This window comes from Pleomorphovibrio marinus (assembly GCF_003347495.1).
Lineage (GTDB): Bacteria > Bacteroidota > Bacteroidia > Cytophagales > Cyclobacteriaceae > Pleomorphovibrio > Pleomorphovibrio marinus.
The window spans coordinates 283,963-304,813 of the sequence record NZ_QCXY01000006.1 but is presented as its reverse complement, the minus strand read 5'-3'; the positions used below and the strand labels follow the sequence as shown (position 1 = coordinate 304,813).

The 20,851-nt window shown below is 44.1% G+C and carries 10 protein-coding genes; 4 read left to right on the top strand and 6 right to left on the bottom strand.

Features of this window, described 5'->3' with window-relative positions; translation table 11 throughout:
* Positions 1-54: 54 nt before the first annotated feature.
* The gene (locus tag DB520_RS16520; RefSeq protein ID WP_114750825.1) at positions 55-3,528 is read right to left on the bottom strand and encodes a hypothetical protein; all 3,474 of its coding nucleotides are present in this window, start codon (positions 3,526-3,528) and stop codon (positions 55-57) included.
* 492 nt (positions 3,529-4,020) lie between these two features.
* Here DB520_RS16520 and DB520_RS16515 point away from each other — a divergent pair, with 492 nt between their 5' ends.
* Positions 4,021-5,148 (top strand): exo-alpha-sialidase, encoded by a 1,128-nt coding sequence (locus DB520_RS16515; protein WP_157972123.1) that lies wholly within the window; start codon positions 4,021-4,023, stop codon positions 5,146-5,148.
* A gap of 121 nt (positions 5,149-5,269) precedes the next feature.
* Here DB520_RS16515 and DB520_RS16510 read toward each other — a convergent pair whose 3' ends face one another.
* The 5 genes from DB520_RS16510 to DB520_RS16490 all read right to left on the bottom strand — a co-directional run bounded on the left by DB520_RS16510 (position 5,270) and on the right by DB520_RS16490 (position 15,441).
* Entirely contained in the window at positions 5,270-6,826 is a 1,557-nt protein-coding gene (locus tag DB520_RS16510; protein WP_198675367.1) for an alpha-amylase family glycosyl hydrolase, read from the bottom strand.
* Positions 6,827-6,860: 34 nt separating this feature from the next.
* On the bottom strand, positions 6,861-9,650 hold the full coding sequence (locus tag DB520_RS16505) for an alpha-amylase family glycosyl hydrolase (RefSeq protein ID WP_114750822.1): 2,790 nt from the start codon (positions 9,648-9,650) through the stop codon (positions 6,861-6,863).
* Positions 9,651-9,734: 84 nt separating this feature from the next.
* Positions 9,735-10,775, bottom strand: a complete 1,041-nt coding sequence (locus tag DB520_RS16500; RefSeq protein ID WP_114750821.1) for a SusE domain-containing protein — start codon at positions 10,773-10,775, stop codon at positions 9,735-9,737.
* Positions 10,776-10,793: 18 nt separating this feature from the next.
* Positions 10,794-12,383: a RagB/SusD family nutrient uptake outer membrane protein gene (locus DB520_RS16495; protein ID WP_114750820.1), complete on the bottom strand. Its 1,590-nt coding sequence runs from the start codon at positions 12,381-12,383 to the stop codon at positions 10,794-10,796.
* Positions 12,384-12,492: 109 nt separating this feature from the next.
* Entirely contained in the window at positions 12,493-15,441 is a 2,949-nt protein-coding gene (locus tag DB520_RS16490) for a SusC/RagA family TonB-linked outer membrane protein (RefSeq protein ID WP_232835023.1), read from the bottom strand.
* A 351-nt stretch (positions 15,442-15,792) separates the two neighbouring features.
* Here DB520_RS16490 and DB520_RS16485 point away from each other — a divergent pair, with 351 nt between their 5' ends.
* From DB520_RS16485 to DB520_RS16475, 3 genes are all read left to right on the top strand, one after another.
* Entirely contained in the window at positions 15,793-16,818 is a 1,026-nt protein-coding gene (locus DB520_RS16485) for a LacI family DNA-binding transcriptional regulator (RefSeq protein WP_114750819.1), read from the top strand.
* 192 nt (positions 16,819-17,010) lie between these two features.
* A complete protein-coding gene (locus DB520_RS16480) occupies positions 17,011-19,428 on the top strand; it encodes a glycoside hydrolase family 31 protein (protein WP_114750818.1) in 2,418 nt (805 codons plus the stop codon).
* A 31-nt stretch (positions 19,429-19,459) separates the two neighbouring features.
* The gene (locus DB520_RS16475; protein ID WP_232835022.1) at positions 19,460-20,839 is read left to right on the top strand and encodes an MFS transporter; all 1,380 of its coding nucleotides are present in this window, start codon (positions 19,460-19,462) and stop codon (positions 20,837-20,839) included.
* The last annotated feature ends 12 nt before the right edge of the window (positions 20,840-20,851 follow it).

Sequence of the window (20,851 nt, the reverse complement as noted above, 5' to 3'; positions counted from 1 at the left end):
GCGTCGCTTGCGTCATGCCCTGACTGCCGTCAGGACAGGCTCGATTTCATGACCTTAGGGGTTAAGAGCGAATGCATAGTCGAAATGATCCAGCAAATACCCTTCATCGTTTCTGACTGCCCTTAGCCTCCCGGCAGCATCATATTCATAGTAGCTGGTATAGTTTCTATCATCCGTATGGCTCAGCATTCCCACCAAAGGTTCGTAGGTATAAGTCCTCAAAAAAGCATTTTCAGGATGTAGCCTGAGTTCATCCACAAGGATTCCACTTCCATGGATACTGATGGATGTGGAACTCACCTCCCTTTCTATCAGCTTCCATTGGGTGGTAAGTGTTTCCGTTTTTCCCATAAACTGCCAGGTCCCTGTGCCACTAGCCCTACGGGCAAAAAAAGTTAGCTTATATTTATGCTGAGTACTGGCACTAATAGAGGTTTTAGAGATGGTACCCCTTGAAAGATTGTAACAATACTTACCTGTCTTTGCTAAAGCAGAGGTTTGTGGCTGGCCGGAGTATTCCCATCCTCCTTTGTCAGCAGTTTCAAAACTTGTATAAGCAATCTCAGACTTTCGGGCATTCAGAGCCACCACATTGAGGTAATTCCCGTTTCTCTCATAACCGTAAAATACCCTTGGTCCTGCCCTTGGTTTCTCTTCCGCAATATTCAAATATGGGTCATAGGAAATGACTTGGTTTCTGACCACCCTTTTCCCCTCAGCTCTCCCCCATTCTATCCATTTTGGCATCACCAATTCTCCCGATACTTCCATGACAACCCTGGTCTCCTCACGTAAGACATTGTTTTTGGAAGTTTTGGTATGCATTTGCAGGGCTAACCTATGCTGTTGAATCAATCGATCTACTGCTTCCTTCTCCCCGGGCTTATATTCCGAAGAGGGAAGATTAAAGGGATAATAGGTGCTGCTTGTCAAAAAACCTAAATCGCTAGTATGCTCTCGGGTTTGGGTGGGCAAAAGGTAAATTTTATCATATTGCGTTTCGGTGATCCGCTGCAAATAGCTACCCTGGTTCAGGTCAAAGGTCCGTTCTTCCCTCCGGACCTCAGGGTTCCAAATAGAACCGTGCTGATATTTCACGTGCAAAAATTGAATACAGCCATGTGGACCAAAGCTTCCGCAGCCCAACACATAATTTGAATTCCCCGAAATTTGTTCGTAGGCGTAGGAATGAATTAGCTCTCTCGACTTTTTGAAGCCTTGACCAACCCTAGCCCAATACACCTCGGATTTTGGTAAACCCCTCCTGTATTCATTGGAAAAGACCACCCCTGAAGGATAGGAATATCGTATGACATCCGGAAATTCCAGTGCACTATAAAAATTAAAATCCGTCCTTAATTGCTGTTGACCAGACCGTTGAACTTCCCTTACCCTAGCGTATCCAAAATAGGCTCCATTACTTCCCAATGGGATATTGGATTGGGAAATAAGTTCCAGCTTGACGCATCCGCTAATGATTTTTCCCATATCCATGGGCAATGCATCTACGGTCCTATTAAACCTATAGATATCGTAGGTAGGAAATGCAGCTAGTACCCCTGATGACCCTGTATTACCTAGGTTATAAACGTAATTGATGGTTTCGGTTTTTGGTACAAAGTCTTTGATTACTTGTTTAACCCTCAAGCCCCCTACGTTGACTTCTATTTTTTCAGTGCCACCCACATCCAACAATGGTGGGTTTCGGAACCCTTTTACCATCGCACTCACTCCACGAGTATCCATCTGCCTGCCGCTCATTTTTAAGGTATATTGTTCACCAGCCTTGAGGTAAACTTGTCCTCTTAGTTGTCCATTATTAAAGGTTCCGCTGGTTAAACTCACATAATGCCCCGGTTGCTGATTAAATAAGGCCAACTCCAAGGTTCCTACTTTGTCTCTGTCCCCACCTTCAAAACTATCCAATGAACTCACATTGACTAGGACCTCAAAGGGTTTAATAGTGTCATATTCGAAAATCTGAGGTTCCACCCTAAATGTGGAAGTACTTGTGCTTTCATTTATCCAGGCATGATAGGATTCCTCTTCCGCTCCCTGGTGAAGGGGAGCCAGAAATCGGGCATACTCAGATTTGGAAACTAATGCGGTGTTGCCCTCCATCTCAAAAGTCACACTGCCTCCCGTAGGAAAATTTATTTTTCTTAAATGGCCAATTGAAGCAAATACTGGGAAGGAGAGTCTGTTTGCATTTCCTTTGGTATACCTTGAAAACCGAGGAATAAGAGAGGTATTGGACTGCCCGTTATAAAAGCCCCAATGATCCTGTGCAAATGAAAAAAGATGAGGGAGCCTGTTGTCTGAATAATCAAAAGTATAAGGCATTTCCGCATTTAGCTCGATTAACTTTACCAGCCGCAATCGGCGTAGAGGGGTATTTGAACTAACTAAAGCAGGAAGTTGCATACTATTGGCATGCAGGTTACTGGAATAGTAATCATGTTCCAGCCTAAAATCCCTGATGGTTTTTCCCTGTTTATTCACCACTTGTACCCGGGACAATCTTCGGGTGGGGCTATCCAGTCTGTCCTCCTGTCCTAAAAACCTTACCTCTCCCTCCCCAAACTGGATGATACTGATCTGTTTGCCAAAAGTGGTGGTTTTCACCCAATGGGTGGTATTTCCTTCGGTAAGGCAGGGGCCCGTGAAGGCAGGGCCAAGTTCATTGTAGGAAGCTGTTTGAGAGGCCCTTCTGTATATTTCCTCAGAATAGGAACTGTAGGTAAAGTGGATTTTTCTTCCCTTGTAGGTACTGATCTCACTGAGATGCCAAGCTGAATTGGAAATAGGAAATAGTAAGTTACTCCTTGCCCCGCTGAGTTGCTCCTGAAGGGAACGTTCCACTTCATTAAAAACATATTTGTTCCCCCATTCGTCCCAGACCCTCCACCCAGTAATCCTGGAACTGTTTATGTCGAATTCCACTTTCAGGTTAGTGCGTTGTAAGAACAAAATACGCTTATCCTTATTGATCACGAACTTCCCCGAGTGAGAACCAAAGGAAAAATAGAATACATCCTGTTCTGCATCCAAAATTCCTTGGGTAGTCCTTAAATAATAGTCAAGTTGCTGTTGGGGAGTTAAGTTTTCATAGTCCATAAAATGGTTCAAAAAACCAGAAGAAGCCCCACTGGCTTCATCAGGAATCCCTTTAATGGTTCTGCTTATAGAACCTCCGGCCTGAAGAGCCCATCCCAATCCTACCCATCCCGCACGCTCTTCCACCCTGATCCCTCCGTGATGGTAGCTTAATGAAATGGGAAGAGAGAACTCATCCTGGACAATCTCATAGAGGGGTAAGCTCGTATTAGGAAGTCCACTGTACTTGGATATGGGGACATCGGCGAACTTGGCGAGGGCGCTTACCTCCGGAGATGGAGGATAATTTGCCGGCAAGGGAACCTCTTCCTCCTGGGCATATAAAAATTTAAATAAGAGAAAACAGCATAAGGTTAAATAAAATTGGGCATAGCTAATTTCTTTGGTTAAGGTTGGTTTTTTCCTTTCCATGACAGAATTGGGATAGTAAAAAGGTAATGTTGGCAAAAGCCATCACAGGCTCCCTTCCCTTCAAACATTCATAAACAACACGAAAACAATCCAGACCCCCAACAATGCACACGAAAACGAAAAAACAACCTAAAACGGCCTGGTAAATAAAGAAAGGGATTACCTTTAAATTGGATAAAATTGAAACAACTAGATTGAGAAAAACTGCTTAACAAGTCTCAACTCTCTTGTTTTTGCAGTACCTTATCAGAACTTGCATCCAAATCGGAAAAATTTCCTTTGAAGAAAAGTTTGACAAGGCCTTAAAGTCGATTTCTAAGTAAATTACTTAGACACAAAACAATTTGTGATAACCAATTTAGATAAAAAAGCTTTAAATCCAAACAAATTCTTAAAAAGAATTAAGCCTAGTGCAAAAATTTAACTAAATACCCATAAAGATTTATGAGTTCAATATTTCAAATGAGGTGTCCATTATTTATAGAAATAAATTTGAAAACGCTGCTGTATACCTTTCTTAGTATTTCATTTATCACATTTTCTTGTCAAAGACCTCAAAATATCCAGGAGTCTCATGAAGATAGTTCTTTTTTTTATACCCAGGAGCTTTTTAAAGGAAGAGGGGGAAGGAGTATAGTAGCCGCAAGAGATGGAACCATAATCGCATTTAATGGCAATGAAATCCGAAAAAGTAAAGATGGAATTACCTGGACAGACGTAGAAGATATCGGTGAGGAAGCCAAGGGTACGAATGCCATCCTAAATGAGGAAAATGGAGATATCCTCCTCTTGAACCCTAAAGGATATGTGCTGAAAAGTTCGGACCATGGCAGCACTTGGAGAAAAGAGGATATCACAATCCTTCCAGATGCCTTCGGCCTTGGGTCCCCCGAACATGTCCCCGTGATCGTGTGGGCTTCTCAATCAGGGACAACTTTGGCACATGGCCCTGAAAAGGGAAGGTTGCTGATGCCTGCCCGAATACTAGGCCCCACAAATTCCAATGAGGAAGAATGGCGACCTTACCACTACAACACGGCATTGTATAGCGACGATGGTGGAAAAGTCTGGCAGGTAAGTGCCCCCTTTCCCGTAATGGGTACAGGGGAGTCCGCATTAACAGAATTATCGGACGGCAGCGTTTATTACAGTTCTAGGGAACATATGACAAAGGGCAATCGCTTTGTAGCATGGAGCCACGACGGTGGTGCCACCTGGCTAAATGCCTACCGCTGCCCTTATCTTCCCGATGGCCCAAAGGAAAGTTCATACGGATGCATGGGCGGGGTGATTAGACTACCCCTAGAAGGAAAGGATATCTTGATTTACAGTAATTTGGATTCCGATAAAGGGAAAATGCCAGAACTGGTCGGAGGAACCATAGAAAATGACCGGGAGAATATCAGCGTCTGGGCTAGCCTGGATGGTGGGATTACCTGGTCTGCAAAGCGTAGCGTCTATTCTGGACCTTCCGCTTATTCCAATTTAGGGGTGGGGAGGCCAGGCACAGCCTTAGAAGGTAAAATTTTTCTCCTTTACGAAGGTGGTAAAGAACATATGTATGAGGGTGTACACGTAGCGGTATTCGACTTGGCATGGGTGTTGGAAAAGGAAGATTAAATTCGGGTAGTTTAGTTTCCACATAATTCCTCCCAAATCTAGTTTTATAAAAAATCAGAGAAATCTTAAACTCCTTTATTATTAGGGAGTGGGGAGGATTTTCACCTCCCCAAAAACCGATTTAATTTCCCAATACTAAGCTGGAATTAGCTGGCAATTCCGCTTTACTGCTTTCCTTCTTTGCCTCATTTAGAGAGTAAATCTCCTTTTTGAACCCCTCTGGTAAGTCCAAATGTAAAGTGTTGCTTCCCAAGTTGTGAACCACCAGTCTTTCTTCCCCTTCCCACTTGCGAATATAGGCCATCACCTCCTTAGGGAATTCCTCCTCCACCAAGACCAGCTCCCCTAAAGCAAGGGCCTTATCTGTGTTCCTTAGAGCAATAATTTCTTTATAGAAATTAAAAAGACTGTTTTTATTCTCCTGCTGTATGGCTAGGGGCACCACAGTTTGATCCGTGGAAAAGGTGGGATTAATCCAGCTGGTCCTTCCCTGGTCCTTCTCTTTTACATCCCATAAAAAGGGTTCCCGGATATTGGGATCAGGCTTCTCTCCCAGCATCCCTATTTCTTCACCATAATATAAATAGGGGGCTCCGGGCATGCTCATCAGAATGGCAATGGCCTGCTTGGCCTTATTCTCATTCCCATCCAGATCCGACAATATCCTGGGTTGATCATGGTTGGAGGAAATGGTGGCGTCGATAAACTCATCTGTAATATCCTGATAGAATTCCAAAACCTCCTTTTGGCGCTTGGGCAACAGTTGCCCATCTTCCTCCCTAAAACTTTCTAATAGCGTATAATGAAAATCAAAATTAAACAAAGCCGGAAGTCCGGGGAGATAGGGAGCCACCACCTCTTTCATGTCATAAACTTCACCCACCAAGTAAATATCCGGTTTGATTTTTTCCATCTCTGCCCTAAACTCCTTCCAAAAGGCATGGTTGTCCTCGGGTCTGTCGTCAGGAAAAATATGTTTGGCGGCATCCAACCTGAAGCCGTCGACTCCAACCTCCTCCAGCCAAAACCTACCAATATCGTAGACTTCTTCTCTTACCTTGGGATTGTCAAAATTCAGGTCAGGCATTCCGCCATAAAAAAACCCGTAATAAAAATCTTCTCCATCTCCTGGATCATGCCACTGCCGTATATTGTCCGAGTCTAGGGTAATGGTCTTTTTCTCCAGATACTCGGCTATGGTGTCCTTCTGCGCCCAAACATAATAATCCCTGTAGGGGTTATCCCTATCCTTTTTTGCCTCCAAAAACCAGGGATGCTCACTGCTGGTATGGTTGATGATCAAATCGATTACGATGCGTATATCCTTTTCATGAGCCTCCTCAATCAGATTTTTGAAATCTTCCATGGTACCATAATCTGGATGTATGGCCTTATAATCTGTAACATCGTATTTGTGGTAACTTGGGGAAGGCATTATCGGCATAAACCAGATCGCATTGGCCCCAAGCTCCTGTACATAATCCAATTTCTCAACCACTCCATTAATATCCCCTATACCGTCGCCATCTGTATCATAAAAAGACCGTATAAAGATCTCGTAGGTAACACCCGCTTCCGGCCAATGGTCCTCTATGGCTGGGGTAGTAGGTTGACAAGCCAATAATAATACCCCTAAACCAGAATAAATCATCGTCTTGAATAAGCTGTTCTTTTCCATTTTCATTTTTTTATTGGCACTTAATTTAAACTTATTAATCTTTAAGGAAAATTTTCCTCAAGGGGATGTTCCCATTTTGGACTTGCAAAAGGTAAGCTCCCTTTTTCAAGGACAAGGTAGGGATCACGTGAGTTTTTTCTTCTCTTGGTAATTCCCCTTCTTGCATTACTCTGCCCTGTAAATCAAAAATAGTATAATGCCTATCCCTTTGATTTAAAGGCAACTCCAAATTAATCGCCTTCCCAGCAGGAACAGGATAGATTTTTGTTTCGCTTTTCTCATACTGCTTTATATGGGTGATAAGGTCCGTTTGTAGAATATCCCCCTCAGGAAGTGGAATTGGTTGATTAGTGAAAATATAAAATGCGTTGGGTGCAAGGTCAAAAGCCCTACTTGCAGAAGATAGCCTTAACTCCTCCCCTGTGAGATAATCATACCAGGTGCCAGAAGATGGGAAATCAATAAACACATTGGTTTGATCCGAAAGGGAAAAATTCCCAAAAACCACTACATCCATTCCCTCATGCCTCAAGGTGATTTGCTTCACCAATCCAGTTAAATCCATAGTAACTTGCTCAGCACTGTTAAACACTGGATACGATTTCTTTAGTTGTATCATTGCCTTGTAGAGGTTCCATAGTCGATTTCTATCCTTATCTTCCAAGTATTCCCAACGGGTGGGTTTAATGCCCAAACGGTCATTATTCAGTTCCTCGTCATAGCCAAATTCCCCAAATTGCCAGATCATTTTTGGACCCGGCACGGTAAAATAAAAAGCTGTAAGCAACTGTTTTCGGTTTACAGCGTCGGATAGGTTTCTAAGGTTTAGGGGGGATGTGTTTCCATGTTGCAGGATATCAAACATCACCCTCTCCTCATCATGACTTTCCATATAGGCCACAAGGTGGTTTTTAGACCAATTTCTTGTTTGGTAATAAGCTCCATTGAAATTTCTGGAGGCGCCTCTGCCCATTTCCCTAAAAAGGCCATTCATGTTTCCCCATAGCAGCATGCCATAATCTGCCAATTCAGTTTCCTCATCATTGTTGGCAAAATGCTCCAATATCACGTAGGCATCTGGATGGGTGGACTTGATACGGTCGTAAATCCCTTTCCAGATAGCAATTCGAGACGGATCCCTTTGGCTCCACAAATCCACGTCGTCTCCGGAATTAAACTGAGTGAACCCCTTACTGAGGTCAAACCTGTACCCATCAAACTTATACTCCTCCAGCCAATAATGGTTGACAGAGTCCACGAATGCTTTGGTAAAGGAACTTTCGTGATTAAAATCATAACCCACGTTGAAAGGGTGTCTGGCCACCCGGTTCAGGTAAGGGTTTTCTTCAGTGGGGGGGCCATAATCCCCCTCATTATATAGACGCACCAAAGGTGACTGGCCAAATGCGTGATTGAGCACCATATCTAATATAACCACCATTCCCCTGCCATGTGCCTCATCAATAAGGGTCTTAAGGTCATCCTTGGTACCATAATATTTGTCAGGAGCGAAGAAAAAACTGGGATTATATCCCCAAGACAGGTTTCCTTCAAACTCCTTAATAGGCAAAAGCTCGATGGCATTAATCCCCAACTCCTGTAAATAATCTAACCTTTCCGTCACCGCCTGATAAGTTCTTTGCTCATCAAAATCCCTCACCAGCAATTCATAAATGACAAGTTCCTCCGGAGCGGGCTTTTCATAATCCAGGTGTTTCCAGGGAAAGGGTTGCTGGGCAGTTTGAAGATAGGAGGCTTGAAAAGTAGTTTTTCCCTCGGGATAGGGTCTTAATCCAGGGTATCGGTTCTCCCTTATGATCTCCTCGTCGTGAAGTGGATCGGAAACCTTCTCCGAATAAGGGTCTCCTATCCTTACATTCCCATCCACGAAATATTGAAAAATATAGGGTTCCCCGGGGATGAGCTCTCCTATTTCAAGCCAAAACAAGTTGCCATCCGGAGATTGGTGCATCTTGTATAATTCCTTTACCTGCCAATCGTTGAAATCCCCTATCACAAATACCTGCTGCTTTCCTGGTGCCTCCAGCAGTAAGCCCACTTGGGTATCAGAAAGGTAATTTATCCCCCTCTTCCAGTCTCCCGGAACAGGAGAAACAGTGTTTTCCCCAGTTACAATGATCGCTATTTGGGCTTCTTTTCTTTCCTCGCCTAGCTGCCCGATTACCTTTACAATATAAGTCCTCGGTTCTTTCCCCAAAAAGGTGTATTCTAGTTGGGTAGCTTCCTGCATGTTCAAAACCTCAATGCCATCGATTTCCAAATACAAGTCCGCTACCTGAGATGCCGCAGCAATTAAATGAATGCTTTCACCCTGTGTTAGAAGTAATGAGGAGGACTGGGGTTTGGTAAATGCCACTTCGAAGCCCTGACTAAGGTCAATAAAAAAATCTTGATTGGTATCCGTTTTCCCTTCCCTGCTTCCGTCTGCATTTCTGAACACCATTCCCAACCTATAAATGGTGACTGCACCGGTATCGAAAAATTCGTTTGGGGTTAAACTATAGGTCCATAGATCACTTTCACCCTCCACTTTTTGCATTCGTGCTTCGGGGTTACTGCTGCCCCAGGTAAATGGCACAATGTCCCATTCAGTAGATTCAGGTCCTTGCGTTACCGCTCCAATATGAATATACACTTGGTCGGCACCCTCCAATCCTGTGGTTCCCTCGCTGGCATCATAATAGATCTTGACCTCTTGGCCTGCACTGGGGAATTGGGGTTCTGTGCTTACCTGGGCCTCCACGAAGTTGCTGGAGAAAAATAGGGCAAAAACACCAAATAATAAGTAAAGGGTTCTCTTCATGGATCTAATTTCGCAGAGACAAAAGCAGCTGTCTCCTCACGCATTACCATGTGGAGACAGCCTTTTGCAATGAGGAAGGTTAGGTTAATTCTTTTCCAGGGTATAACTTATTTGGCCAGGGACTTTCCAGTCCATTACAATAGTATAGGCACCAGCCTCCGAAACTACAATATTGGCTCCATCTGCGTCCAGGACACCATTTGTCCCATCGTCCCCATAATTGAAACCCCAATCGTTGTTAGCCCTAAATTTCATCTCCCCCGCATTTAGCTCTACTGTGAGGGTAAGTACATTTTCTTGACTGTCAAATTCCAAGGGGGTATCTGTATCCCAACCACCTGGTGTGGCATCTCCCACGATTCCCCAAACTCTTCGGGTTCCGATTTCGTATGACATGTCATTGAGATCTACCTTAAGGCGAAAGGTGCCGAAGGTATCGCCTACATTGAGGTTGGCACCATCTGGATCCAATGTGCCATCCGGCCCATTGTCTCCATAATTGACTTCCCAACCAGGCGTTTCATTTACCTTGAATTCTCCCGAGCCACCCAAAATATGGACGAACCCTTCATAAACGCCATCCGAATTTTCCGAATAAATAATCGTATTTTCATTGGTGGGATCCCATCCTTGATAGTCCCCTGGCAAGTAAACCCGGGGGAACTGCAACTCCGCCGCAAAGGCTATGACCTGTAAGGCAACTGATTCAGAATACCTATTTTCCACATTAGGATTCACACTTGCCCTAACCCTGAAAACCACATTTTCGGCATCATTGGGTGTCAGCCCCTTCTGGATCAATCTTTCGTTAAAATCCGCCACCCTTATGATAGCCGGAGAGCCAAAACTGTTCACCACGTCGGTAACCTCCTCGAAATTACCTTCCAAAGCCATTTGGACGGTATAGGTGACAGCAGCCTGAAACCCAAAGTCGGCAGGGGTAAACTCAAAGTTGATGACTTCATCTGCATTTTCCTGATCCAGGTTCAAGGTCGCACCAGAAGTGGGGCTCAGCAACACAGGGGCATCCGGGGTCGCACTGATCGTAACAATTTCCTCCTCGGTGCAGGCAGCTGCCATTCCTATCAGGATCATGTACCATAGTTTATTATATATTGTCTTCATATTTCCTTGGGATTACAATTAATAACCAGCGTTTTGGGTAAGGGTAGGATTTGCAGTAAGGTCTGCAGCAGGCAAGGGATAAAGATTTCTGAAATCAGAAACTGAAGTACCGTTTATGCTTCCACCTTTCCATTGCCATAGGTATTGGCCTCCGGTGAATCTTCCGTACCTAATTAGGTCAGTCCTTCTATGGGCCTCCCACTTCAGTTCCCTGGCTCGCTCGTCAAGTACAAAATCAAGGGTAAGATCCCCTTCGGAGATATTGCCGGAGTTATCGTCATAAGCCCGTTGGCGCAACTCATTAACCAATTGAAGAGCCTGCTGGATTGAACCTCCGGAACCGCCCCTTAGCACAGCTTCCGCATACATCAAATAAGCATCACCCAATCTGAATAAGGGGAAGTCTACCGAAACTTGATCATTTACGGGACCCTCTGGCCTGTTTCCCTGTCGGGTAACGTTCCTATATTTGACCACAGCGTACCCATCGGTAAACTGGCTTATATTTTCGATGTTTCTTTGCTGTCCTTCGGTATGAAATTGCCCCCTGCTATCAGGGGTTCCATCTGTGGAGGGATAAAGGTTTACCAGTTCTGGCCTGGCTCTCAGTCCTTGCCATCCACCCGGCACACCAAACATTTCCCTATCCATGCTTCCTCCAATGGCGGCATTAACCAAAAAGGTGGTGCCTCCCCAAGAAGTGGTATTTACCAAATCAAAAGCTATGGGAAAGATGATCTCAGCACTTTGGTCATTATCTGCCAAGAATAAATGCCCATAGTCGGTTTCCAAAGAAAATCCTGCATCCAAAATTTGGCTTAGGTAGGTAATAGCATCCGTGTACCTGTTTTGGCCGGCATAGACTTCTGCATTCAGGTACAGCTTAGACAAAAGCATCCAGGCTGCTGCCTGATCTGCCCTTGCGTATTCATTTTGCCTAGGGGCGGAAAGCTGAGGAATAATGTCCAATAGTTCACTCTCCAAGTAGTCAAACAACCCCACCCGGCTAATTTGCTCAGGGAAAAAGGAACCCACGGGATCTGCCTCTGTCACAAAGGGCACATTACCATAGATATCCAAAGCATGCATATAACTTAAAGCCCTCAAAAACCTTGCTTCACTCCTAAACCTAACAGCTTCTGCCCGGTCAGGGCCTTCAATTCCCCTGGCCAAAAGGTTTTGGTCGCTAAGTTCCCGGATATATTCATTTGCCAAGGTGATCTGGTAAAAAATTCGGTAGTACATGGCAGCGATAAACCCATTGTCCGAAGACCAGGTAAGGGTGTTAAGGGAAGGAAGGCCCTCATCGTTCCAAGCGATAATACTTTCATCCGTGGGGAGTTGCTGTAGTTTCCAAAAGGCCCTTAGGTATGTGGAAGCCCCTTCATCCTGGCCCCCTATGTCCCCTCTTCCCGCTGGACCCTGCTGACCACTCAAGGCCAAGCCTCCATATATTTTTGCCAATACGGCCTTATAATTGTCAAAATCTTCATATACCTGAATGGAGGTAACCTCATTAAAGGGTTCAAGATCCAGGTCATTACACCCCATCCCTGTCCCCATAAGGATCAGCAACAAGATTAATTTATTGTTTACTATTTTTTTCATCTGTTTATAATTAGTTTTTCAGCGGTCAGATGGAATGCCCAGATTAATCATCCCCCTGTGTGAGAATACTTTCTCATGGGCATTTCATGGTTATTATGCATTTATGCGATTAAAAACCCAGATTAAGGCCTAAGGAAAATATCCTTGGCAATGGATAGAAATTATTATCTATTCCCCCGGGGATCTCTGGATCCACTCCGGTATAGTTAGTGACGGTAAAGGCATTCTGAACCGTTGCATTGACATTTAAGGTATAGCCCCTCTCCCGGATGCTCCCAAAAGTATACCCAAGGCTGATGTTCTCCATCCTTAAGAATGCAGCATCCTCCAAATAAAAGTTAGACCTTAATCGCGCAGTTTGAAAACCGGTGTTCAACACGCTGGTATGCATATTGGCCAGGTAGTCGGGGAACCTCAAATTCTGAAAGGCTCCATTAGCGGAGGAAACATTGTTATAGGCTCTGTTTCCCAAATTTCCTCGCATTACAAACCCGAAGTCCCAGTTGCGGAAATTCATTCTGGAATTCACCCCAAAGAAATGTAGGGCATCAGGGAAGCCATCCCTAAACAAATCCTGCTCATTGACTATTCCGTCCCCACTCCTATCTACGTATAGATTCTCTACAGGCCTGCCTGTCTCATCATACACCTGTTGCCAAACGTAGAAGGAGGCAGGTTGAAAGCCCACGGTATGTACTTGGATGGTGTTTCCCGTGCCACCGGAGATCCCTCCCACCAAAATACCTACTGCGTCCTCCTCCACATTGGAGAGGCTTATGATTTTGTTTTGGTTATAAGTGAAGTTAAGACCAAGGTCCCATGAAATATCCTGAGTCTTAAATACATTATAAGTTAATGCAGCTTCAATTCCTTGGTTTTCTATGTTTCCCACATTGGTGAAAAGCAGGTTGGTGAGGTTGGTTCCAGCAGGTACAGGGATCACAGCAAGCAAGTCATTGGTGCGCTTAAAGTAATAATCCAAGCTCCCATATAGCTTCCCTGCCAAGAATTCATAATCCAAGCCAGCATTATAAGTTACCGTCTCTTCCCACTTGATATTCCTATCATATCCCTCAGGCCTTAGCATGGTCAGGTATTCATCGCCAAACCGGTATCGGGCGGCATCGTCACTGAGGGTGTACCTAGGCAAAAAAGGAAAGAAAGAACCAATATCCTGCTGACCGGTAATCCCATATCCCAACCTTAATTTAAAATCTGTCAAAACGGTGTTGTCCTCAAGAAAACTTTCCTCACTAATTCTCCAAGCCGCTGCCAAGGAGGGAAACACTCCCCATCGGGTTTCCGGACTGAACCTGGAAGAACCATCCAACCTAACCGTTGCGGTGAGAAGGTATTTTTCTGAAAGGTTATAATTTACCCTTCCGAAATAGGAGATAAGCCGATTTTGAGGGCGAGTCTCCACTCCAGCAGGTGTCAGCACCTCACCTACTTCATTTACCCTATCAAAAGTGGGGTTTTTGATGAGAAAGTCCTGAAATGAATATCCCAAAGTGGCATCCAACCTGCCATATTCATTAAAGTTTCTGGAATATGCAAAATAAAAATCCGCCAAAAGGTTTTGCTTATATTGCTCATAAGGAGCAATGGAACCACCTTCGTTAAAGCCCAGTGCGGATGTAGCAGGTATGAAAGTTCTTCCATCACTTTGGCTGATATCATATCCCAAATTTAAATTTGCTCTTAACCCCTCCACAAATGGAATGGCATAATCGAGCTGTAGGTTACCTATACTTCTGTTCACTTCCCCCAGATCATCCCTTTGCTCCAGTAATCCCAGCGGATTTCTAGGAGCCAATGTTTGTGGGGTGCCATTGGCGTTTCTCCACTCCCAAAAGCCACCTAATCCTTCTGGATCATAAATTGGCTGAGTAGGGTCAAAAACCACTGCGGCTCCTATTGCTCCCTGATCGGCAAACCGGCTTTTGGTAAATACCCCCTTCATATTAAAGTTGATCTTAAGTTGGTCATCAAGGAGGGATGGATTCAGAGAAACGCTGGCTGTAGTCCTCTCCAGGTTATCAGTTTTCAATATGCCGTCTTGGTGCAGGTATCCAGCACTTATGCGGTAAGGAACAGCTCCTATGGCACCGGATACGCTTACGTTGTTGTCAAAGGCCAAGGCATTTTGGTAGATTACCTCTTGCCAGTTGGTGTTTTCCTCACCCATCAATGCCTGTTGTTCCGGGGTTGTATGTTGTGCTGCTGCTTCCCTGAATTGATCAGCATCCAAAACACTGATCATTTTGGTGGGTTGGGACACAGAGGCAAGGGTACTTACATTTACCCTGGTCGGTTGGCCTGCTTTTCCTTTTTTGGTGGTGATCAAGATTACCCCATTGGAGGCTCTAGAACCATAAATAGCCGTCGCAGAGGCATCTTTGAGGATGTCCATGGCCTCAATATCATTGGGATTAAGGAAATTAAGCGGATTTGAGGTACCAGAAACTCCGGTATTGTCCAAGGGAACACCATCAATTACAATCAAAGGATCATTGGTGGCATTGAGGGATGATCCTCCTCTTATCCGGATACGGCCACCAGATCCTGGCCTTCCCCCGTTGGGGGTAATTTGAACCCCTGCCACCTTTCCGGCTATGAGTTGTTCGGCATTGGTCACCTGGCCCACGTTGAAGTTTTCCTTGGTTACGGAGCCTACTGCGCCTGTAATATCAGCCTTTCTTTGGGTGCCATAGCCAACCACCACCACTTCCTCAAGCTGCTGGGTGTTCCCCTTCAAGTTTACATTTACCACTGATCGATTTCCAACAGAGGTCTCGAAAGTACTAAACCCAATAAAGGTAAACACCAGTACTTGCTCGGAGTCGCTCACCTCTATGGAGTAATTTCCATCAATATCTGTGGTGGTACCTTTGGTGGAGCCTTTCACGGTAACGTTGACGAAGGGTAGCTCCTCACCCGAATCTGCGTCTGTTACTTTTCCGGTTACGGTTCTGCCCTGGGCAAATAAATTGGCATTTAATAAAAACGCCAGGAAAAATACCGCAACCACCTTTAAGGTAGTCAATCTTTGCATCATAATTATTTGGATATTATAGTCAATTATTACCTTGAAATCTATCTTTGAATAATTTAATTAAAAACAATTTTATTTATGTTTTCACTTAATTCTAATTATTCGTTATGATGGTTTCATTAATGAGTTTAGGTAATTTCATTTGAAAAAAAATACCCGGCAAAGACAAATTTGAGGGAATTCCGGAAAAATTTTTATGCAAACGAAACCGCAAACGATTTCCATGCTCATTAATTTTAGTGGAAAAATCAGCAGTTTTTTGAGGTTCTAGTCCAAATGCGACTAAATGTTACTTATCTTAGCTAGGAAACGAAGGAAGTAATCAAGTCAATAATTTCTTAAATAAATACCATAATGAAACTGGGTAATGCCACGATAAAAGACATCGCGAAAGTATTGGGTATTTCTCCATCCACCGTGTCCCGAGCTTTAAAGGATTACCCTGGCATTAGCCAATCCACCAAGGGTAAAGTTAAGGAGCTGGCAAAAAAAATGAACTACAGGCCCAACGCCGTTGCACTAAGTTTACGCAAAAGCAAATCTTTCACGATTGGGGTCATCATTCCTGAGGTTGTCCATTTCTTTTTCAGCACCGTCATCAGTGGCATAGAAGAGGTGGCCATAGCGAGGGGATACAATGTGATCCTTTGCCAGACCAATGAGAATTACGAACGAGAGAAGAAAATGGTGGACACTATGATAGCCAACCAGATTGATGGATTGTTGGTCAGCCATTCAAAAGAAACCGAGAATTTCGACCATTTCAAAAACTTGCTGGACCAAGATTTTCCAGTAGTGTTTTTTGATCGGATTCCTGCATTGGAAAATACTACCAATGTAATTGTCGACGATTTTTCTGGTGCCTATCAGGCCGTTTCCCACTTGCTTCAGCAGGGCTATCAGGATGTTTTACACCTGGCAGGCCCTAAAAATTTGAAAATATCCATAGAAAGAGAGCGGGGCTATAGAAAAGCTCTAGAAGACAATGGAAAAACTTGCAAGCCAGAAAGGATCATTCCCTGTACAAATGGCACAGTAAAAGAAAGTGAAGACATTTGTTACGCTATTTTTAATCAGCCGAATTGTCCAGATGCCGTTTTTGCTTCTAATGATATCGCTGCAGCTGGATCCATACAGGCTTTAAAAAGCTTGTCCATCAAGGTACCTGAAGAAGTAGGGGTGGTAGGTTTCAGCAACTGGCAGTTCAGCGCCATGATTGACCCCCCAATGTCCACGGTTTCCCAGCCCGGATTTGCCATGGGTGAAAAATCCACCCAACTCCTTCTTGGCCTTATTGAACATGACGAAATAACTCCAGGAACGAGCATTTTGCCTACTGAATTGATACCCAGGGTTTCTTCAAGGAAGAAAAATTTTTGATTTTTTACATTTTTATGCAAACGATTGAAAGATATTGCTTTGGGCATTTTTTCCTTAATATGCACAAAAAACCTGCTTCTAAGATGGGAATCAGCACTTGTAATAGTTTTTTCCTTTGCTTTTCATTTCTAAATTAGCTACCCATAAAACGCCTGCTTGTCGCTATAAAACGAAAATTATAAGCCCAACACTATGTTAGTTTCTACGCCCATAAGTGGTTGTATTACCCCAGGATCGATAAATCAAATACTACCTATTTCCTCCGGATTGAGTGGAAAGACGGAAAACGCTATATTCACTATCACCCAATACGACCCTGAAATTGTCCGGATTCAAGTTTCCAGAGGGGAAGATTTTTCCCCAAACCCGTATTCAGTCACCATGACCCCAAAAAAAGGAAAGCCTGATTGGGAAGATAAAGAAAGTATAATTTCCCTGCATACGGGTAAGTTTCAGGTGCTGATCGAAAAAGAAAACCTGAGCTTTCGCTTCTTAGACCAAGAAGGAGAGGTATTAAGTGAGGATGATCCCAATTTCGGGATCAATTGGCTGGGAACGGAGATCAGTAACTACAGAAAACTCCAACCTTGGGAAAAATTTATTGGGCTAGGGGAAAAAACCGGGGGGCTCAACCGCTGGGGAAAGGTTTACACTAATTGGAATACCGACTATTTCGGGTATGGCCTGGAGGCTGACCCTCTATATATGTCCATTCCCTTTTTTATTGGTCTTCATAATGGAAAGGCCTATGGTATATTCTTTGACAACACCCACAAAACGGTCTTTAATTTTGGGGCAAGCAATAACCGATACAGCTATTTCAGTGCGGATGATGGGGATTTGGACTATTACTTTTTTCATGCAGATACTGTGGCCGAGGTGATTTCCGCCTATACAAGACTTACCGGCAGGATGGCCCTTCCGCCAAAATGGGCACTGGGGTATCAGCAATGCCGTTATTCCTATTACCCGGATAAGGATGTTCTGAGATTGGCCCAAACATTCCGGGAAAAAGACATTCCGGCAGATGTTATTTACTTGGACATTCACCATATGGAGGCCTACAAAGTGTTTACCTTTAATGGCAAAAGTTTTCCCGATCCTGCGGGTATGATTAATGCCATAAAAGAGAAAGGATTCAAGATAGTCGTGATTTTGGATCCGGGTATCAAGACAGAACAAGGCTACCTTCCTTTTGAGGAAGGCAAGAAAAACGGACTTTTCTTAAAATATCCCGACAACACCACATACGAGGGACACGTGTGGCCGGGTTGGTGTGCTTTTCCGGACTTCACCAATCCTGAGGCCAGGAAATGGTGGGGGGAAAAAATGGCTTTTTATACCCGGTTAGGTGTGGATGGTTTTTGGACTGATATGAATGAACCTGCCTCCTGGGGCCAACATACCCCCAACATTGTAATGTTCAACTATGAAGGGGAACCATGCAGCCATAGAAAGGGCAGGAATGTTTATGGTTTGGAGATGGCCAAAAGCACCCAAAAGGGAGCCCTCACCCATCTTCCGGATAAGAGGCCATTTGTGTTGAGCAGATCCGGATTTTCTGGAATCCAACGCTATGCCGCTGCCTGGACAGGGGACAATGTTGCCAATGACGATCACATGCTTCTAGGCGTAAGGTTGGTCAACAGCCTTGGCCTTAGTGGGGTGTCCTTTGCCGGATATGATATTGGGGGATTCGCAGGCAACACCCATCCCAACCTTTTTGCCCGGTGGGTAAGCATAGCAGCCTTTTCCCCTTTGTTCAGGGCGCACTCCATGATCAACAGCAATGATTCTGAGCCTTGGGCCTTTGGGGAGGAAGTGGAAGAAATTTCCAGGAACTATATTAAGTTCAGGTATGAAATACTACCTACGCTATATTCCGCTTTTTATCAAAGCCACCAAGATGGCTTACCCATTGCCAGAAGTCTGGCTATAGACTATTCTTTTGATGACAAGATTTATCACGGTGACTTTGAAAATCAGTACCTATTTTGCAATAAATGGCTAATAGCCCCTGTGGTTAGTTTTAAGGAGGTTACCAAAGTCTATTTCCCCGAAGGCATTTGGTACTATCTTTATACCGATAAACTTTTCCATGGGAACCAAGAAACCTATATGGAAAGCCCGTTGAATTACCTGCCTGTTTTTGTGAAAGGGGGAGCAATTATTGCCATGCAGAATGCCATTTCACATGTGGAGGAACCACATGATGGGATACTGCTACTCCATGTTTACAAGGGCATAGGGAATTCTAGCCATTTACACTACGAGGATGAAGGGGAAAACCTCGACTATCGACATGAAGCATTTTTCAAAAGGGAAATTTTGCTGGATAGTGAGAAGGGCTCATTGACCCTTGGGGATGCTATGGGAGATTACTCCTCTGAGTTTTCCTCAGTGAAAATATATTTTCACGGATTCGAACAAAAAAACGCATTTTTTCAGGATAAAGAGCATATCTTGGATCAGGTTGATGTTTCTTTCATGGATAAAATGAGTGAGTTTGACCCTCTTCCTGATGATAAACATACGTTTCATCAGTGCAAGGGGATAAGCAGTATCACTGTGCCTCATGTTAGGGAGGAATTTTCGATTCAACTCTACTAATTCTCCGTCACTGCCCCTAATAAAAAAGCCCATGTCCCTATCCCTTCATAAAAAAAAGCTCAGCTTTTGGCAAATTTGGAATATGAGTTTTGGGTTTTTGGGTATTCAAATGGGGTTTGCCCTTCAAAATGCCAATGCCAGTAGGATCCTCCAAACTTTTGGGGCGGATGTAGAACACCTTTCCCTCTTTTGGTTAGTTGCACCTATTACAGGAATGATAGTTCAGCCCATCATTGGTTATTACAGTGACCGCACATGGACGAGATTGGGAAGGAGAAGGCCATATTTCCTGGCAGGTGCAGTCCTAGCTGCGATTGGATTAATTCTGATGCCCAATGCATCACTTTTTGTTGCCTATTTGCCAGCATTATGGATTGGTGCCGGGTTTTTAATGATCATGGATGCTTCTTTCAATGTGGCCATGGAGCCTTTTAGGGCATTGGTGGCAGATAATTTGCCGGCCGACCAACGTACCCTTGGGTTTTCCATCCAAACCTCTTTGATAGGGGTAGGGGCCGTATTGGGGTCTTGGTTACCTTATGTACTTACCGAGTGGTTTGGGATGAGTACCACCGCTAACCCCGGTGTAGTACCTCTCAACGTGATTTGGTCATTTGGTATCGGGGCCACTGTGCTATTGGGAAGTATTCTGTGGACAGTGGTCAAGACCAAGGAATATCCCCCGGAACGTTTAGAAAATCCGGAAAATGAAAAAGAACTTCCTCCGTCCAAGGGCTTGATGGATATCTTCAGGGATTTTAGGTATATGCCAAAAACCATGAAACAACTGGGTTTGGTGCAGTTCTTCTCCTGGTTTGCTTTGTTTTCTATGTGGGTATTCACCACCCCAGCACTCGCACAGCACGTATGGGGTTTACCAGCCACGGATAGATCTTCCCTCCTTTTTAACGAGGCAGGGAACTACGTTGGAGTAATATTTGGAGTGTATAATTTAGTGTCTGCTTTGTTTGCGCTGCTCCTTCCTTATATAGCGGCAAAGGTAGGCAGAAAAGCAACTCACGCCATTTGCCTTACCGCAGGTGGGATAGGGTTAATGGCTTTTTTCCTTGTGGTAAATACAGAACACAAATGGGTTTTGAACATTCTTATGATTGGTGTGGGAATGGCTTGGGCGAGTATTTTGGCCATGCCCTATGCCATTCTGGCTGGAGCTATCCCTGCAAAAAAAATGGGGGTATATATGGGTATATTCAATTTTTTTATCACCGCTCCCCAAATCGTGAATGGATTTGTGGGGGGATTTATGGTCAAGCATTTTTATGGAGGACAAGCCATTTATGCCATAGTAGGTGCAGGTGTCCTTTTGATCTTTGCAGCCATATGCGTGGTTTTTGTTGACGATAAGGAAGAGCAGGCCTTAAGAGACCTGAAAAACATCCCAAATCATTAAAATACTCATAAC